This window comes from Streptomyces sp. HUAS CB01 (genome assembly GCF_030406905.1).
GTDB classification, from domain to species: Bacteria; Actinomycetota; Actinomycetes; order Streptomycetales; family Streptomycetaceae; genus Streptomyces; species Streptomyces chengbuensis.
The window spans coordinates 1,343,090-1,359,104 of sequence record NZ_CP129137.1 but is presented as its reverse complement, the minus strand read 5'-3'; the positions used below and the strand labels follow the sequence as shown (position 1 = coordinate 1,359,104).

Here is a 16,015-nt window from a genome sequence, read left to right as displayed (position 1 = left end):
AGACGGCGACCATCGTTCCGTACGGACGATGGAGCCGTCCGAAGCAGCGCCCCGCGGCCGACGCGTCGGTGCTCCGGTATTCGAGGAGCCCCGCCTGTGTCCCGTCGGGGCATTTTTGTTGCACCGGCACGGTTGGTCCACACAGAAACAGACGTTGCGTGGCTGTCCGCCAGACGGCCGCGTGGTGCTACCGAGGAGGATCCATCAGCGCCGAGCCCCGCATCAACGACCGGATTCGCGTTCCCGAGGTGCGACTTGTCGGTCCCAGCGGCGAGCAGGTCGGGATTGTTCCGCTTGCCAAGGCCCTGGAGCTTGCGCAGGAGTACGACCTCGACCTCGTCGAGGTCGCGGCGAACGCCCGTCCGCCGGTCTGCAAGCTCATGGACTACGGGAAGTTCAAGTACGAGTCGGCCATGAAGGCCCGTGAGGCGCGCAAGAACCAGGCGCACACGGTCATCAAGGAGATGAAGCTCCGGCCGAAGATCGACCCGCACGACTACGACACCAAGAAGGGTCACGTCGTCCGGTTCCTCAAGCAGGGCGACAAGGTCAAGATCACGATCATGTTCCGTGGTCGCGAGCAGTCCCGGCCGGAGCTCGGCTACCGGCTGCTGCAGCGGCTGGCGGAGGACGTCCAGGACCTCGGTTTCGTCGAGTCGAACCCGAAGCAGGACGGCCGCAACATGATCATGGTTCTCGGTCCGCACAAGAAGAAGACCGAGGCGATGGCCGAGGCCCGTGAGGCGCAGGCCGCCCGGAAGGCGGAGCGCCAGGGGGACCGGTCCGCCCAGGCCGCGGCTTCCCCCGAAGAGCCCGCCGAGGCCTGATTCCGGGGCGACCGTCCCGGACATCAACCGACACACCTGACGCTTTCGCCTGCCGGTTTACGACCGGCGACGGAAGCGCCACTGACGAGGAGAGAACGGCGCGATGCCGAAGAACAAGACGCACAGCGGTGCCAAGAAGCGCTTCAAGATCACCGGCTCCGGCAAGGTGCTCCGTGAGCGCGCCGGCAAGCGCCACCTGCTCGAGCACAAGTCGTCCAAGCTGACGCGTCGCCTCACCGGCAACGCCGAGATGGCCCCGGGTGACGCCGCCAAGATCAAGAAGATGCTGGGCATCTGATTGACCGCCGCCCCCGGTGACCGGGGGCTTCCGGGCAAGACCGGGACCAATTCGTTTCCGGGCCGTGTGAGGACAACCACGGCCCCGCTACAAGGAGTCAACAAGTGGCACGCGTCAAGCGGGCAGTCAACGCCCACAAGAAGCGCCGGGCGATCCTCGAGCAGGCCAGCGGTTACCGCGGTCAGCGCTCCCGCCTGTACCGCAAGGCGAAGGAGCAGGTCACCCACTCCCTCGTCTACAACTACAACGACCGCAAGAAGCGCAAGGGCGACTTCCGTCAGCTGTGGATCCAGCGCATCAACGCCGCTGCCCGCGCGAACGGCATCACCTACAACCGCTTCATCCAGGGTCTGAAGGCCGCCAACGTCGAGGTGGACCGCAAGATCCTGGCCGAGCTCGCGGTCAACGACGCCAACGCGTTCGCCGCGCTCGTCGAGGTCGCCCAGAAGGCGCTCCCCAGCGACGTCAACGCCCCGAAGGCCGCGGCCTGACGGTCGCGTCCCACCGGACACAGCCCGGACCCGCAGGCCGACGGTCTGCGGGTCCGAGTGTGTTCCGGACCGGGTACGCGCGCCGCGCCGCCCCACCCACGCCCGCCCGCCGACCGCGCACCGCCGAGCCCACAAGGAAGTGAGAGCCCCCATGGGGACCCCCGAGCTGATCTCCCCGCGGTCTCCGCGGGTCGTCGCCGCACGACGGCTCGCGAAGCGGAACTTCCGTTCCAAGGAGCGGCTGTTCCTCGCCGAGGGGCCGCAGGCCGTGCGGGAGGCGGTCGCGCACCGGGGCGGCGACGGCCTGCCGACGCTCGTCGAGCTGTTCACCACCGTCGAGGCCGCCGAGCGGTACGCGGACATCGTCGACGCCGCCCGCGCCGCCGGGGCCCGGATCCACCACGCACACGACACCGTGGTGGCGGAGGTCTCCCAGACCGTGACACCGCAGGGTCTCGTCGGCGTCTGCCGCTTCCTCGACTCGCCGTTCGAGGACATCCTGGCCGCCCGGCCGAGGCTCGTGGCCGTGCTGGCGCACGTGCGCGACCCCGGGAACGCCGGCACGGTGCTGCGCTGCGCAGACGCGGCCGGTGCGGACGCGGTCGTGCTGACCGACGCCTCGGTGGACCTGTACAACCCCAAGTCGGTCAGGGCCTCGGTGGGCTCGCTGTTCCATCTGCCCGTCGCGGTGGGCGTCCCCGTCGAGCGGGCCGTCAGCGGTCTCGAAGCGGCAGGCGTGCGCGTCCTCGCCGCGGACGGCGCCGGCGAGGACGACCTGGACGACGAGCTCGACGCCGGGACCATGTCCGGGCCCACCGCGTGGATCTTCGGCAACGAGGCGTGGGGCCTCCCCGAGGCGACCCGGGCGCTCGCCGACGCCGTCGTGCGCGTGCCGATCCACGGCAAGGCCGAGAGCCTCAACCTCGCCACCGCCGCCGCCGTCTGCCTCTACGCCTCCGCACGCGCCCAGCGCACTCCCGGTGGCTGCAGCGCCGCCACCGACGGCTAGGCCGTCGCGTCCGCGGCCCGGACCCGGTCCCGGGGCCCCGCCGTGCCCTTCGGCCCGTGTCCGCCGGGGGGACTCCGCCCGGAGCCGAGTGCCTCCGGGAGGGCGGCGATGCTTTCCGGACACGGGCGGGCCCCGGTGGACGCAGGGTGTCGCTCCGTCACCGCCGACTAGTAGGGTGACGCACTCGGGGACCCACTGCACCGGTTCGAGAGGTGGGGTACGGGGATGACTGTCGGCACGAGCGGGCCGTCGGAGGCGTTCCTGGCGTCGGCACGCGCCGAGGACGGCGCCGGTCCGGGCATCGGCCCGGACGACCTCCCCGACGGCCTCGTCGTCGCCGACGAGCACGGCCGGATCATCTGCTTCAACGCCGCTGCCGCACGGATCACCGCCGTTCCCGCCGACCGCGCCCTCGGCCGGTCGCTGGACCACGTGCTGCCCCTGGAGGACCTCAAGGGCCGCCGCTGGTGGCCCCTCACCGACCCGTACGGCGGCCTCGCCACCCGGGTCGGCCAGCCCGAGCGCAATCTGCTCCTGCCGGGCGGCCGAGAGGTGCTGGTCTCCGCCCGCTACGTACGGGAGACGCCCACGGGCCCCGTGCGCCGTGTCGTCGTCAGCGTCCGCGGCACCGAGGCGCGCCGCCGCACCGAGCGCAGCCACGCCGAGCTGATCGCCACCGTCGCCCACGAGCTGCGTTCCCCGCTGACCTCCGTCAAGGGATTCACCGCCACCCTCCTCGCCAAGTGGGAGCGCTTCACCGACGACCAGAAGCGGCTGATGCTGGAGACCGTCGACGCCGACGCCAACCGTGTGACCCGGCTCATCGCGGAGCTCCTCGACATCTCACGCATCGACTCCGGCCGGCTGGAGGTGCGGCGCCAGCCCGTCGACGTCGCCGCCGCCGTGGGCCGCCACGTCCAGGCGTACACCGCGGGCGGCCAGTCCCCGGACCGCTTCTTCGTCCGGGTCCACCACGACCTGCCCGAGCTCTGGGCGGATCCCGACAAGATCGACCAGGTGCTGGGCAACCTCCTGGAAAATGCGGTGCGCCACGGAGAGGGAACGGTCACCATCGAGGTGGCACCCGCGTCCGGCAGCAGCGACGAGAAGGGAACGACCGTCACCGTGAGCGACGAAGGCCCCGGCATCCCCGAGGAGTCGATGGGCCGTGTCTTCACCCGCTTCTGGCGGGGGAGCAAGCGCGGTGGCACCGGTCTCGGCCTGTACATCGTGAAGGGCATCGTCGAGGCGCACGGCGGGACGATCACCGTCGGCCGCGGCCCGGGCGGCGGCGCGGAGTTCCGATTTACGTTGCCCGTGGGCACGCCTGCTTATCTCGCCTGATAAGCGCACCCGCGCCCCACGGGCTCATTCGCGTACTGTCACCCCGCTAAACTCGTCCTTTGGCACCTTTGCGTCCTCGGTCGTCGAGCGGGCGCCCCAGCCACCCCATCGGAAGTACGGGAAGAGATGTCGGCACCGAACAAGTCGTACGACCCTGTCGAGGTCGAGGCACTGAAACCGGAAGAGATCGAGCGCATGCGGGACGAGGCGCTCGCCGCCTTCGCCGCCGCGGGCGACCTCGACGCGCTCCACGAGGCGAAGATCGCGCACACCGGCCCCACGGCGCCGCTCGCGCTCGCCAACCGTGAGATCGGCGCCCTGCCGCCCCACGCGAAGGCCGAGGCCGGCAAGCGCGTGGGCCAGGCCCGCGGGGCCGTCAACAAGGCCCTGGCCACCCGCCAGGCCGAACTGGAGGCCGAGCGCGACGCCCGGGTCCTGGTCGAGGAGGCGGTGGACGTCACGCTGCCGTACGACCGCACCCCGGCCGGCGCCCGCCACCCGCTGACCACGCTCTCCGAGCGCATCGAGGACATCTTCGTGGCCATGGGCTACGAGGTCGCCGAGGGCCCCGAGGTCGAGACCGAGTGGCTGAACTTCGACGCTCTGAACATCGCGGCCGACCACCCCGCCCGCGGTGAGCACGACACCTTCTTCGTGAAGGGCGCCGAGGGCACCGGGGGCGAGGGAGGCGAGTCCGGTTCCGGAGTGGTGCTGCGCACGCACACCTCGCCCGTACAGGTCCGCTCGATGCTCGACCGCGAGCCGCCGCTGTACGTGATCTGCCCCGGCCGCGTCTACCGCACCGACGACCTGGACGCCACCCACACCCCGGTGTTCCACCAGGTCGAGCTGCTCGCCGTGGACGAGGGCCTCACCATGGCCGACCTCAAGGGCACCCTGGACCACATGGTCCGCGCGCTCTTCGGGGGCGAGGGAATGAAGACCCGGCTGCGGCCGAACTTCTTCCCCTTCACCGAGCCGTCCGCCGAGATGGACATGGTCTGCTACGTCTGCCGCGGCGAGTCCGTCGGCAACCCGGACCGGCCCTGCCGCACCTGCTCCAGCGAGGGCTGGATCGAGCTCGGCGGCTGCGGAATGGTCAACCCGAAGGTGCTCACCGCCTGCGGCGTCGACCCCGAGAAGTACAGCGGATTCGCCTTCGGGTTCGGCATCGAGCGGATGCTGATGTTCCGCCACAACGTCGAAGACATGCGAGACATGGTCGAGGGTGACGTCCGGTTCACCCGGCCCTTCGGGATGGAGATCTGATGCGGGTCCCGCTTTCATGGCTGCGGGAGTACGTCGACCTGCCGGCGACGGAGACCGGCCGTGACGTACAGGCCAAACTCATCTCGGCCGGCCTCGAGGTCGAGACCGTCGAGCAGATCGGTGCCGGCCTCACCGGCCCGCTCGTCGTCGGCCGGGTGCTCACCATCGAGGAACTGACCGAGTTCAAGAAGCCCATCCGCTTCTGCACGGTCGACGTGGCGCAGGCCAACGGTACGGGCGAGCCGCAGGAGATCGTCTGCGGCGCCCGCAACTTCGCCGTCGGCGACAAGGTCGTCGTGGCGCTGCCCGGCGCCGTCCTGCCCGGTGACTTCCGCATCGCCGAGCGCAAGACGTACGGCCGGATGTCCCGCGGCATGATCTGCTCCGCCGACGAGCTCGGCATGGGCGACGACGGGACGCACGGCATCATCGTGCTCCCGCCGGAGATCGAGGTCGGCACCGACGCCACCGAGCTGCTGGAGCTGTACGACGAGGTCCTGGACATCGCCGTCACGCCCGACCGCGGCTACGCCCTGTCGATGCGCGGTGTCGCCCGCGAGGCCGCCACCGCCTACGGCCTGCCGCTGCGCGACCCGGCGCTGCTCGACGTCCCCGCGCCCAACTCGTACGGCTACCAGGTGCGGATCGCCGACCCGATCGGCTGCGACCGCTTCACCGCGCGCACCGTCGTCGGGCTCGACCCCGAGGCCCGCTCGCCGATCTGGATGCAGCGCCGGCTGCAGAAGGCCGGGATGCGGCCGATCTCGCTGGCAGTCGACATCACCAACTACGTGATGCTGGAGCTCGGCCAGCCCCTGCACGCCTACGACCGCAACCGGCTCGAGGGCCCGATCGGGGTCCGCCGCGCCGAGGCCGGCGAGAAGTTCACCACCCTCGACGGGGTCAAGCGCGTCCTGGACGCCCAGGACCTGGTCATCACCGACAGCCGCGGACCGATCGGCCTCGCGGGCGTGATGGGCGGGGCGAACACGGAGATCGCCGACTCCGAGACCGACCCGGAGACGGGCGAGGTCCGCGGCACCACCGAGGTCGTCGTCGAGGCCGCCCACTTCGACCCGGTCTCCATCGCCCGCACGGCCCGCCGCCACAAGCTGTCGTCCGAGGCGTCCCGGCGCTTCGAGCGCGGAGTCGACCCGCAGGCCGCCGCCGCGGCCGCCCAGCGCACGGTCGACCTGCTCGTGCTCCTGGCCGGCGGCACCGCCGAGGCCGGGGTCACCGAGATCGTCGCCCCGTCCGCGCCGCGCACCATCACGATGCGCGCCGACCACCCGGACCGGGTCGCCGGCGTCGCCTACGGCCGCGAGACCGTGGTCCGGCGGCTGCAGGAGGTCGGCTGCGACGTCTACGGCCAGGACGAGCTCCTCGTGACGGTCCCGTCGTGGCGCCCCGACCTGCACGAGCCGAACGACCTCGCGGAAGAGGTCATCCGGCTGGAGGGGTACGAGAACCTCCCGTCCACGCTGCCCACCCCGCCGTCCGGCCGCGGGCTCACCGCCCGTCAGCGCCTGCACCGGCGCGTCGGTCGCGCACTGGCCGGCGCCGGCTACGTCGAGGCCCTGAACTACCCGTTCGTCGGCGAGGCGGTCCTGGACCAGTTCGGTCTGGACGTCGACGATCCCCGGCGCACGGTGGTCACGCTGGTCAACCCGATCTCCGACGAGGAGCCCGCGCTGCGCACCACGCTGCTGCCCGGACTGCTCTCCGCGCTGCGGCGCAACGTGGGCCGTGGGTCGCACGACCTGGCGCTCTTCGAGACCGGGCTGGTCTTCCGGCCCACCGGCGAGGAGACGGTCCCCGGTGTGCTGCCGGTCGACCGCCGCCCGACCGACGAGGAGATCGCGGTGCTGAACGCGGCGCTGCCGCACCAGCCGCGCCGGGTCGCCACCGTCCTGGCGGGCGCGCGCGAGCAGGCCGGCTGGTGGGGCGAGGGCCGTCCCGCGGACTGGGCGGACGCGATCGAGTCCGCCCGTGCGGTGGCCCGTGAGGCCGGTGCCGAGCTCACCGTCCGCGCCGACCGGCACACGCCGTGGCACCCGGGTCGCTGCGCCGCGCTGTACGCCCTGGTGGACGGCGAGGAGACCCTCGTCGGCCACGCGGGCGAGCTGCACCCGCGCGCCGTCAAGGCGCTCGGACTGCCGGAGCGTACCTGCGCGATGGAGATGGAGCTGGACCTGCTGGAGCGGGCCGGAGAGGGCGCCCTCCAGGCACCGCGGATCTCCACGTTCCCGGTGGCCACGCAGGACGTCGCACTGGTCGTCGCCTCGGAGGTGCCCGCCGCCGACGTCGAGAAGGCGCTGCAGGAGGGCGCGGGCGAACTGCTCGAGTCCATCCGCCTGTTCGACGTCTTCGAGGGTGAGCAGGTCGGCGAGGGCAGGAAGTCGCTGGCGTACGCGCTGCGGTTCCGCGCCCCCGACCGCACGCTGACCGTCGAGGAGGCCTCGGCCGCCCGTGACGCCGCCGTCGCACTCGCCGGCGAGCGCACCGGAGCGGTGCTGCGCGGCGCCTGATCGTTCGCCGACAACGAAGGGGCGCGTCCGGACCGGTCCGGACGCGCCCCTTGCGTATGCACACCACCGTCCCGCTTCCTCGCGCCCACTCGTCCGGCGGTGATCGCGGCGGTCACCACCGGGCCGGTCCCGCTGCCGGACCGCTCGGGCCCCGCGTCCGCGCTGCCCGTGCCGGCCCTGCGGTCGTGCGTTCCTGCCGTCGTGCCAGGGTGACGGCTCGGCGAGCGGTGTCCCGGGAGCGGCGGTGCCGCGCGACGGCCGGGCACGGGTGCCGGCGCAGTCCCGAGCCGGAGCTGCGCCGTTCCCGCCCTGAGCCCTCCAATCACCGACGGGGAAAGGGCCGTTCGCGGCCGGCGCCGTCCGTCCTGCCGCGGAGTGTCGGGCAGATCAGCAGGACGGACGGCGCGGATGCGGGCCGCCGCACTGTACGAGGGGGAGCCGGCGGCCCGGCCGCCTCCTTGAGAGGAAGAACAGTCAACCGGCGCGAGCGGGACGGCGGCAGAGCGCGCACGGCACGGATATATGCACTTGTTTCACACCCCGTGCGAAGCCCGCTCCACTACTCTGGGCCACACCGAGCCAACGGAGGGCCCCATGCAGCCCAACACCCTGCTCGACGCGCTGCTCGACGAGGCGGGCGTCTCGCACGCGGGCCTGGCCGCCCATGTGAACCAGGCGGGCCGGGCGAGAGGCCTCTCGCTGCGCTACGAACACACGGCCGTGGCACGCTGGTTGAAGGGCCAGCGTCCCCGCGGCCAGGTGCCCGACCTGATCTGCGAGGTGCTCGCGCGCCGGCTGCGACGCGTGGTCACCCTCGACGACATCGGACTCGGTGTGCCGGGGGAGACCGCGGTCCGGCACGGCTCCCCCCTCTCCGGTTTCGTGGAGCGCGCCACCGCGCTGTGGCGCTCCGACGAGCAGCAGCGTCCCCATGTCATCGGCGCACCGGCGGTCACCGGCACACCCGCCGTGATGCCCGTCTGGGAGTGGGAGAACCCCCCGGAGGACGCGGACGTCTCCCGTGACGGCCGCACCCGGGTCAGCATGGCCGACGTCAAGATGCTCCGCGCCGCCCGGGCCCACTACGAGCTGATGTACCGCAAGGCCGGGGGCATCGCCACCCGCTCCCGGATCGTCGGATTCCTCAACAGCGAGGCGGCCCCGCTGCTGCGCGGTGCCTACAGCGACGCACTCGGCCGCCAACTGCACCGGGCGACCGGCGGTCTGGTGGCCGTCGCAGGGATCTGCGCCTACGACTCGGACGCCCACGGGCTGGCACAGCGCTACTTCCACCAGGCGCTGCGGCTGGCGAAGGCGAGTGGCGACCGGGGGCTCGGGGCGTACGTGATCGCGCTGCTCGTCAACCAGTCCCTGTTCATGGGGGAGTACCGGCAGGCCGTCGCGTTCGCCGAGGCCGCGCTGCGGACGGCCGGGCGGCAGATCACCCCGGCGCTGGCCACGGACCTCTATGCGATGCAGGCGAAGGCGTACGCGCATCTCGGCGACGGGGGCGCGGCGCTGGGCAGGATCCGTCGTGCCGAGGAGGAGGCCGAGCGGATCCACCCGGGGCACGAGCCGGACGAGACCGGCTATGTGCAGCCGGGACTGGTGAACGTCCAGGTCGCCGAGGCGCTGCTGTGTCTGGGGGAGCTGGGGGCGGCCAGGGAGCACGCGGACGCGGCGGCCGCCGTGCCGTCCCACGACCGTGGCCGGGTCCACCGGCTGGCCATGCTCAGCCAGATCGAGCTGCGTCAGGGCGAGGCCGAGCGGGCCGCGCGGACGGCCGTCGAAATGACCGAACGGGCCAGGGGGATGGAGTCTCATCGGCTCAGGGACCGGCTCCGGGCCGTGCGGGCGAACCTCGCGGCGAACGGGTCCGCGACGGCCGCCGAGGCGGCCGACGTCATCGAAGGGGCCCTGCGCGTACCTCTGTGAGCCTGCTGCGCCTCCTGTGAGCGTTCCCCTCGGCCCGTGCTCCTGCTGCGATATTGCCATCTACTTGTCGGAAGGTGGCAGAACCGTGCAGTGGACGAAGCTGAGCGAGCAAACCGTCTATGAGAACCGCTGGTTCAGGGTCAATCTCGCTGATGTCGAGCTGCCGGACGGCCGGCATCTCGACCACTTCCTGATCCGGCTCCGCCCGGTCGCCGTCGCGACCGCCGTCAACGAGGCCAACGAGGTGCTGATGCTGTGGCGGCACCGGTTCATCACCGACAGCTGGGGGTGGGAACTCGCCGCGGGCGTCGTGGAGGACGGCGAGGACATCGCCTTCGCGGCGGCCCGGGAGATGGAGGAGGAGACCGGCTGGCGCCCCGGCCGGCTCCGGCATCTGCTGACCGTGGAACCGTCCAACGGGCTCACCGACGCCCGGCACCATCTCTACTGGTCGGAGGGGGCCACCTACATCGGCCCGCCCGAGGACGACTTCGAGTCCTCGCGCCGTGAGTGGATACCGCTGAAGCTGGTTCCCGACATGATCGCCCGCGGCGAGGTCCCGGCCGCCGGCATGGCGGCCGGGCTGCTGATGCTGCACCATCTGCGCCTCGGGTGAGCCCGTGACGTCCCGGGTGTGCCCGGGACGAGCCCGCGCCGGTGCGTGCCCGTGGCCGGTCGCGGGATTCGTCGGCGTTGGCGCGTGTGGCGGAAGCAGCTCCGTCCGCCCGCAGGGCGGGAGGGACTTTCGCCGCACGGCCTAGCCGCCGACCGCCTGCCAGACCGCCACCGCCAGTGCGCCCAGCGCGGTGAGTGCGGCGACCGCGGGCAGAGGCCATCGGCTGTGCTCGAGCGTCACCACACGCGCGGCCAGATCGTCCACGTCCCGGTCGATGCGGTCGTGCCGCTGGGCCAGCAGGGCGAGGTGCCCGTCGATGCGGGCGAGGCCGACGTCGAGGGAGCGGCGCAGTTCGGCGAACTCCTCGACGGCGGCTAAGTGATCGGGGTCGGTGGTCACCTGTGTGCTCCTGTTCGGGATGGTCGTCCGGTGGTCCCTCGGCCGAGCGATCCCGAGTCAACACTCCCTGATGGGAGCAGGGGAGCGTGTGCGCACGGCATATGCGGACACGCTCCTCACACCCCGTGTGAAACGCCTGTGCGAATCACGCGCCGCAGGCCGCGCGGAACGCCTCAGAGGTACGACGCGACGCAGTGGTGCGCCGCGACGCAGGTGCGACGCGGCTCAGGAGTAGGTGTAGAAGCCGGAGCCCGTCTTCCGGCCCAGCCGTCCCGCGTCCACCATCCGCTGCAGCAGCGGCGGGGCGGCGTACAGCGGCTCCTTGAACTCGGCGTACATCGAGTCGGCCACCGAGGCGACCGTGTCCAGGCCGATCAGGTCCGAGAGCTTGAGCGGACCCATCGGGTGGGCGCAGCCCAGCTCCATGCCGTTGTCGATGTCCTCACGGCTGGCGATCCCCGACTCGAACATCCGGATCGCCGAGAGCAGGTAGGGGATCAGGAGGGCGTTCACCACGAAGCCCGAGCGGTCCTGGGCGCGGATGGCGTGCTTGGCGAGCACCTGCTCGACCACGGCCTCGGAGCGCTTGATCGTCTCTTCCGACGTGGTCAGCGCGGGGATCAGCTCGACGAGCTTCTGCACCGGTGCCGGGTTGAAGAAGTGGATGCCGATGACCTGGTCGGGGCGGGAGGTCGCGACCGCCAGCTTCACCAGCGGGATGGACGAGGTGTTGGAGGCGAGGATGGCGTCCCGGCTGGTCACCACCTGGTCGAGCACCTGGAAGATCTCGGTCTTGACCTGCTCGTTCTCCACGACCGCCTCGATGACGAGGTCGCGGTCGGCGAACTCCCCGAGGTCGGTGGTGAAGGTCAGCCGCTCCAGCGTCTCGCGGTGCTCCTCCTCGCTGATCTTGCCGCGTTCGGCGGCCTTCGCGAGCGAGGTGCACAGCCGCGTACGGCCGATCTCCAGGGCCTCGCCGGTGGTCTCGGCGACCTTGACCTCGAGTCCGCTGCGGGCGCAGACCTCGGCGATGCCGGCGCCCATCTGGCCACAGCCCACCACTCCGACGCGGGATACGCCGGCCACAGTGTCGGTCACATCGTGCCTTTCGCTGATCTCGGTGCGGCGGGCCCCGTATGGTTCCGGCACCCGCCTCGACGCCACGACGTTACTCCGCCGGTGCGTGTGCACGGGTGCCCGGGGCGGGCATGCTGTGCGCGGACGCCCGCGAAGGCGCGGTGCACGGCGGTGCGGAGGCTCGGTACATGACCCGGCATATGAGGCAGATCACCCGGCGGGGATTCGTCACGGCGGCCGGCGCGCTCGCCGCGCTGGGCATGGCGGGGGAGGCGGTCGCGGCGCCGGCGGGCGGACGCCGGCGGGGCTGCCCCCCGGAGTTCCGGGGGATGTGGGTGGCCACCGTCGCCAACCGTGACTGGCCCTCCAGGCCGGGACTGACCGCGGCCCAGCAGCGCTCCGAGCTGCTGGCCCAGCTCGACCGCGCGGTGGCCCGCCGGCTGAACACCGTGATCCTCCAGGTGCGGCCGACCGCCGACGCCCTGTGGCCCTCCCCGTACGAGCCGTGGTCCGCGTACCTGACCGGAGTGCAGGGGCGGAATCCCGGCTGGGACCCGCTGGGCACCGCCGTCGCCGAGGCGCATGCGCGGGGACTTGAGCTGCACGCCTGGTTCAACCCGTACCGGGTCGCCGGCCACACCGACCTCGGGCGTCTCGCGGCGAACCATCCGGCGCGGCGGAACCCCGGATGGGTGCTTCCGTACGGTGGAAAGCTCTACTACAACCCCGGTCTGCCCGAGGTCAGGGCCTTCGTGCAGGACGCGATGCTGCACGCGGTCGAGCGCTATCCGATCGACGCCGTGCACTGGGACGACTACTTCTACCCCTATCCGGTGGCCGGGGAGGTCTTCGACGACGACGCCGCGTACCGGCAGTACGGCGGCGGGTTCCGGGACAAGGCCGCGTGGCGGCGCAACAACATCGACCTGCTGGTGCGGGAGACGGCCGCGCGCATCAGGCGCGTCGACCCCGGGATCCGCTTCGGCATCAGCCCGTTCGGGGTCTGGCGCAACTCCTCCACCGATCCGCTCGGCTCCGCCACGCGGGCGGGTGTGGAGACCTACGACGACCTGTACGCCGACACCCGCAAGTGGGTCCGCCAGGGCTGGATCGACTACGTGATCCCGCAGCTGTACTGGAACATCGGGTTCAGCGCCGCCGACTACGCGAAGCTGGTGCCCTGGTGGGCGGACGTGGCCCGGGGCACCGGCGTGGATCTGTTCGTCGGTGAGGCGCTCTACAAGGCCGGCGATCCCGCACAGCCCGCCGCCTGGCAGGACCCGGCGGAGCTCTCCCGTCACCTCACCCTCGCCCGTCGGTACCCGGAGGTGCGCGGCCACTGCTTCTTCGCGTCGAAGGAAGTCGTCACGGACCGGATCGGCGCCATGGCCAGGGTGGTGACCGACCACTATCCGACCCGGGTCCGGCCGCCGCGCTGAACCTCCGGCTCAGGACTGCTGGCGGTGACGTACGACGCAGTCCGGGCCGGGCGACATCAGGCACTCGTGACCGTCGTCCTCGAAACGGACGCGGTAGGGCGGCGTGCCCTTGTCCCCCAGCACCTCGACGACTTCGGCCGTCCGGTCGTGCTGACCGACGACGCGGCCGTGCACGAGCAGCTTGTCTCCGACACTCGCTTCCATCGTGCCTGACCTCCTTGACGGGGGTTTGACGGTACTCAGAGTCTACGTCCCGATGTGTGGCTTGTGTCACCCTCAGGTGCTCGACCGCTGGGTGACGGCGATGCAGACGAGAACGGCGACGGCGGCGACGGGAGCGGCCGGCGAGAGGGGCTCGGCGAGCAGCAGCACCGACCAGACGAGAGTGAGCAGCGGCTGGGCGAGTTGCAGCTGACTGGCCCTGGCGATGCCGATCGCCGCCATGCCGCGGTACCAGACCCAGAGCCCGAAGAAGGTCGATCCCACGGCCACCCAGAGGAGTCCGGCGAACCCCTGCACGCTCGGCCGGACCGGTTCGGCCATCAGGGCGAACACCGCGCCGGCCATGGCGAGCGGCAGGCACATGACCAGAGCCCAGCCGATCACCTGCCAGCCCGGCATCGGCCGGGCCAGCCGGCCTCCCTCGGTGTAGCCCGCGGCGCAGACCAGCAACGCGCCGAAGAGATACAGATCGCCGGTCGACAGGGCACCACCGCTCTGGCCCAGGGTGAACCCCAGCACGACCGCCGCGCCGGCGAGCGCCGCGGCCCAGAAGGTCCGGGACGGCCGCCGGCCCGTGCGGACGGCCGCGAAGGCGGCGGTCGTCAGCGGCAGCAGGCCGACGACCACCGCGGCGTGCGACGTGGTCGACGTCCGCAGCGCGAGGGTCGTGAGGAGGGGGAAGCCGACGACCACACCGCCGGCGACCACGAGCAGGGAGCCCCAGTGCCGCCGCTCGGGAAGCGGCACCCGCAGAGCGAGCAGAAAGCCCCCCGCGACGACGGCGGCGAGGACGCTCCGCACGGCGACCAGCGACCACGGGCCGAAGGACTCCAGTCCCCAGACCGTGGACGGGAAGGTGAGGGAGAAGGCGACGACGCCGAGCGACGCCAGCAGAGTGCCGTGCCGGGATCCGGGCCCGGCCGGGGAGGCGGTGACGGACGGACCGGGCGGCGGCGTATCGGCGACCGCTATCGGGTTCGCGCCGGTAGCGCTATTCTGTGCTCTCATGCAAGAGCGTAGCAGTGTGGCCGAACTGGTGAAGTCCCTGAGAGTGGAGCTGAACCGCTACTCACCAGGCGAGAAGCTGCCATCGAGTCGAGCGCTCGTCGAGCGGCATCGGGTCTCGCCGGTCACGGTCTCCCGCGCCCTGGCCCGACTGGCAGCCGAAGGGCTCGTCGTCACCCGCCCGGGAGCCGGGGCCTTCCGCGCGCAGCCGAGGACGGACCCGGGGGCCGCCGTCGACACGTCCTGGCAGGAGGTCGCCCTCAGCGCGGACGTCGCCGCCGAGGTCGTGCCGCGTGCCGTGGACGCCTCCGGGGTCCTCGTCACGCTCGCCGCGCCGCCGCCCGGCGTCATCGAGTTCAACGGCGGCTATCTGCACCCCTCGCTCCAGCCCGAGCAGGCGATGGCCGCCGCACTCGCCCGCGCCGGCAGGCGCCCGGGTGCCTGGGGCCGTCCGCCGACCGACGGGCTGCCCGAACTCCGCGACTGGTTCGCCCGCGGCATCGGCCCGGACTTCAGCGCCGCCGAGGTGCTGGTGACCGCCGGCGGCCAGTCCGCGCTGACCACCGCCCTGCGCGCCCTGGCCCCGCCCGGCACACCGGTGCTCGTGGAATCGCCCACCTATCCGGGGATGCTCGCCATCGCCCGGGCCGCCGGGCTGCGGCCCGTGCCGGTGCCGGTCGAACCCGCCCACGGGGTCCGGCCCGACCTCCTCGAAGCGGCCTTCCGCGCGACCGGCGCCCGGGTCCTCGTCACCCAGCCGCTCTTCCAGAACCCCACCGGGGCCGTGCTCGCCCCCGAGCGCCGCGGCGAGGTACTGCGGATCGCCCGTGCCGCCGGGGCGTTCGTCATCGAGGACGACTTCGCCCGGCGCCTCGTCCATGCCGACGCCGGCCCGCTCCCGGCCACGCTCGCCGCCGACGACCCCGACGGTGTCGTCGTCCACGTCTGCTCCCTCACCAAGGCCACCTCCCCGAGTCTGCGCGTCGGGGCGCTCGCCGCGCGCGGACCCGTGCTGGAGCGCCTGCGCGCCATCCACGTGGTCGACAACTTCTTCGTCCCCCGGCCCTTGCAGGAGGCGGCGCTCGAACTCGTCGGCGCCCCGGCCTGGAGCCGTCACCTCCGGGCCGTCACCGCCGAGTTGAAGGCCCGACGGGACACCATGACCGCCGCCCTGCGCCTACGGTTGCCGGAACTCGCCCTCCCGCACATCCCGGCCGGCGGCCACCACCTCTGGCTGCGCCTGCCCGACGGCACGGACGAGACGGCGCTCGTCTCGGCCGCTCTCCGAGCCGGGGTCGCCGTGGCGCCCGGACGCCCGTACTTCAGCGCCGAACCGCCGGCCGGGCACCTCCGGCTGAGCTTCGCCGGGGTCGCGGGGCCGGCCGAGATCACCGAAGGGGTGCGGCGGCTGCGCATCTCCTGCGACGAGGTGCTGGGACGCGGCGCGGACTGAGGGGGAACGCGGCAGCGCGGACCGGAGCCGGGGGCGGGCCGGGATCGAGGTGTGCGGTGCGGGCCGAGCGGGACGGGAGCGAGTGCGGTGACCGGAACGGACG

Annotated in this window: 15 protein-coding genes; 11 read left to right on the top strand and 4 right to left on the bottom strand. The window is 72.3% G+C overall.

Features of this window, described 5'->3' with window-relative positions:
• Window positions 1-158: 158 nt before the first annotated feature.
• From infC to QRN89_RS06090, 9 genes are all read left to right on the top strand, one after another.
• The gene (gene infC / locus QRN89_RS06130) at window positions 159-827 is read left to right on the top strand and encodes a translation initiation factor IF-3 (protein ID WP_290348324.1); all 669 of its coding nucleotides are present in this window, start codon (window positions 159-161) and stop codon (window positions 825-827) included.
• A gap of 103 nt (window positions 828-930) precedes the next feature.
• Window positions 931-1,125, top strand: a complete 195-nt coding sequence (rpmI, locus tag QRN89_RS06125; protein ID WP_019884943.1) for a 50S ribosomal protein L35 — start codon at window positions 931-933, stop codon at window positions 1,123-1,125.
• A 104-nt stretch (window positions 1,126-1,229) separates the two neighbouring features.
• Complete coding sequence (gene rplT / locus QRN89_RS06120; protein WP_017945472.1) at window positions 1,230-1,616, top strand: 50S ribosomal protein L20; 387 nt, start codon at window positions 1,230-1,232, stop codon at window positions 1,614-1,616.
• 151 nt (window positions 1,617-1,767) lie between these two features.
• Window positions 1,768-2,625 carry a TrmH family RNA methyltransferase gene (locus tag QRN89_RS06115; protein ID WP_290348323.1) on the top strand — a complete coding sequence of 286 codons (858 nt, stop codon included), beginning with the start codon at window positions 1,768-1,770 and terminating at the stop codon, window positions 2,623-2,625.
• Between the two features lie 225 nt (window positions 2,626-2,850).
• Window positions 2,851-3,969, top strand: a complete 1,119-nt coding sequence (locus QRN89_RS06110; protein ID WP_290348322.1) for a sensor histidine kinase — start codon at window positions 2,851-2,853, stop codon at window positions 3,967-3,969.
• A 126-nt stretch (window positions 3,970-4,095) separates the two neighbouring features.
• Window positions 4,096-5,238 carry a phenylalanine--tRNA ligase subunit alpha gene (gene pheS, locus QRN89_RS06105; protein ID WP_290348321.1) on the top strand — a complete coding sequence of 381 codons (1,143 nt, stop codon included), beginning with the start codon at window positions 4,096-4,098 and terminating at the stop codon, window positions 5,236-5,238.
• Window positions 5,238-7,766 (top strand): phenylalanine--tRNA ligase subunit beta, encoded by a 2,529-nt coding sequence (gene pheT / locus QRN89_RS06100; protein ID WP_290348319.1) that lies wholly within the window; start codon window positions 5,238-5,240, stop codon window positions 7,764-7,766. The genes pheS and pheT overlap by 1 nt, the downstream gene beginning before the upstream one ends.
• 594 nt (window positions 7,767-8,360) lie before the next feature.
• Window positions 8,361-9,701, top strand: coding sequence for an NsdA family TPR-like regulatory protein (locus tag QRN89_RS06095; protein ID WP_290348318.1), 1,341 nt, complete (start codon window positions 8,361-8,363; stop codon window positions 9,699-9,701).
• 85 nt (window positions 9,702-9,786) lie between these two features.
• Window positions 9,787-10,317: an NUDIX hydrolase gene (locus QRN89_RS06090; protein WP_290348317.1), complete on the top strand. Its 531-nt coding sequence runs from the start codon at window positions 9,787-9,789 to the stop codon at window positions 10,315-10,317.
• 141 nt (window positions 10,318-10,458) lie between these two features.
• On the opposite strand, the gene QRN89_RS06085 is transcribed toward QRN89_RS06090, so the two are convergent.
• Window positions 10,459-10,716, bottom strand: coding sequence for a hypothetical protein (locus QRN89_RS06085; protein ID WP_290348316.1), 258 nt, complete (start codon window positions 10,714-10,716; stop codon window positions 10,459-10,461).
• Between the two features lie 225 nt (window positions 10,717-10,941).
• Window positions 10,942-11,802: a 3-hydroxybutyryl-CoA dehydrogenase gene (locus tag QRN89_RS06080; RefSeq protein WP_290353585.1), complete on the bottom strand. Its 861-nt coding sequence runs from the start codon at window positions 11,800-11,802 to the stop codon at window positions 10,942-10,944.
• A gap of 191 nt (window positions 11,803-11,993) precedes the next feature.
• Between QRN89_RS06080 and QRN89_RS06075 the strand changes: the two genes are divergently transcribed.
• Window positions 11,994-13,232 (top strand): glycoside hydrolase family 10-like protein, encoded by a 1,239-nt coding sequence (locus QRN89_RS06075; protein ID WP_290348314.1) that lies wholly within the window; start codon window positions 11,994-11,996, stop codon window positions 13,230-13,232.
• A gap of 9 nt (window positions 13,233-13,241) precedes the next feature.
• On the opposite strand, the gene QRN89_RS06070 is transcribed toward QRN89_RS06075, so the two are convergent.
• Both QRN89_RS06070 and QRN89_RS06065 read right to left on the bottom strand, forming a co-directional pair.
• Entirely contained in the window at window positions 13,242-13,436 is a 195-nt protein-coding gene (locus tag QRN89_RS06070) for a DUF1918 domain-containing protein (protein ID WP_138056243.1), read from the bottom strand.
• A 72-nt stretch (window positions 13,437-13,508) separates the two neighbouring features.
• The gene (locus QRN89_RS06065; protein WP_290348313.1) at window positions 13,509-14,462 is read right to left on the bottom strand and encodes a DMT family transporter; all 954 of its coding nucleotides are present in this window, start codon (window positions 14,460-14,462) and stop codon (window positions 13,509-13,511) included.
• Here QRN89_RS06065 and QRN89_RS06060 point away from each other — a divergent pair.
• Window positions 14,461-15,912, top strand: coding sequence for an aminotransferase-like domain-containing protein (locus QRN89_RS06060; RefSeq protein ID WP_290348312.1), 1,452 nt, complete (start codon window positions 14,461-14,463; stop codon window positions 15,910-15,912). The two genes, QRN89_RS06065 and QRN89_RS06060, sit on opposite strands and share 2 nt — an antisense overlap.
• The last annotated feature ends 103 nt before the right edge of the window (window positions 15,913-16,015 follow it).

What these genes read in the sequence shown, in the direction of transcription:
- QRN89_RS06075 (WP_290348314.1), top strand. Translation starts at nt 11,994, where the DNA reads ATGAGGCAGATCACCCGGCGGGGATTCGTCACGGCGGCCGGCGCGCTC.
- QRN89_RS06070 (WP_138056243.1), bottom strand. Translation starts at nt 13,436, where the DNA reads ATGGAAGCGAGTGTCGGAGACAAGCTGCTCGTGCACGGCCGCGTCGTC.
- QRN89_RS06065 (WP_290348313.1), bottom strand. Translation starts at nt 14,462, where the DNA reads ATGAGAGCACAGAATAGCGCTACCGGCGCGAACCCGATAGCGGTCGCC.
- rpmI (WP_019884943.1), top strand. Translation starts at nt 931, where the DNA reads ATGCCGAAGAACAAGACGCACAGCGGTGCCAAGAAGCGCTTCAAGATC.
- QRN89_RS06110 (WP_290348322.1), top strand. Translation starts at nt 2,851, where the DNA reads ATGACTGTCGGCACGAGCGGGCCGTCGGAGGCGTTCCTGGCGTCGGCA.
- pheS (WP_290348321.1), top strand. Translation starts at nt 4,096, where the DNA reads ATGTCGGCACCGAACAAGTCGTACGACCCTGTCGAGGTCGAGGCACTG.
- QRN89_RS06115 (WP_290348323.1), top strand. Translation starts at nt 1,768, where the DNA reads ATGGGGACCCCCGAGCTGATCTCCCCGCGGTCTCCGCGGGTCGTCGCC.
- QRN89_RS06060 (WP_290348312.1), top strand. Translation starts at nt 14,461, where the DNA reads ATGCAAGAGCGTAGCAGTGTGGCCGAACTGGTGAAGTCCCTGAGAGTG.
- QRN89_RS06095 (WP_290348318.1), top strand. Translation starts at nt 8,361, where the DNA reads ATGCAGCCCAACACCCTGCTCGACGCGCTGCTCGACGAGGCGGGCGTC.
- pheT (WP_290348319.1), top strand. Translation starts at nt 5,238, where the DNA reads ATGCGGGTCCCGCTTTCATGGCTGCGGGAGTACGTCGACCTGCCGGCG.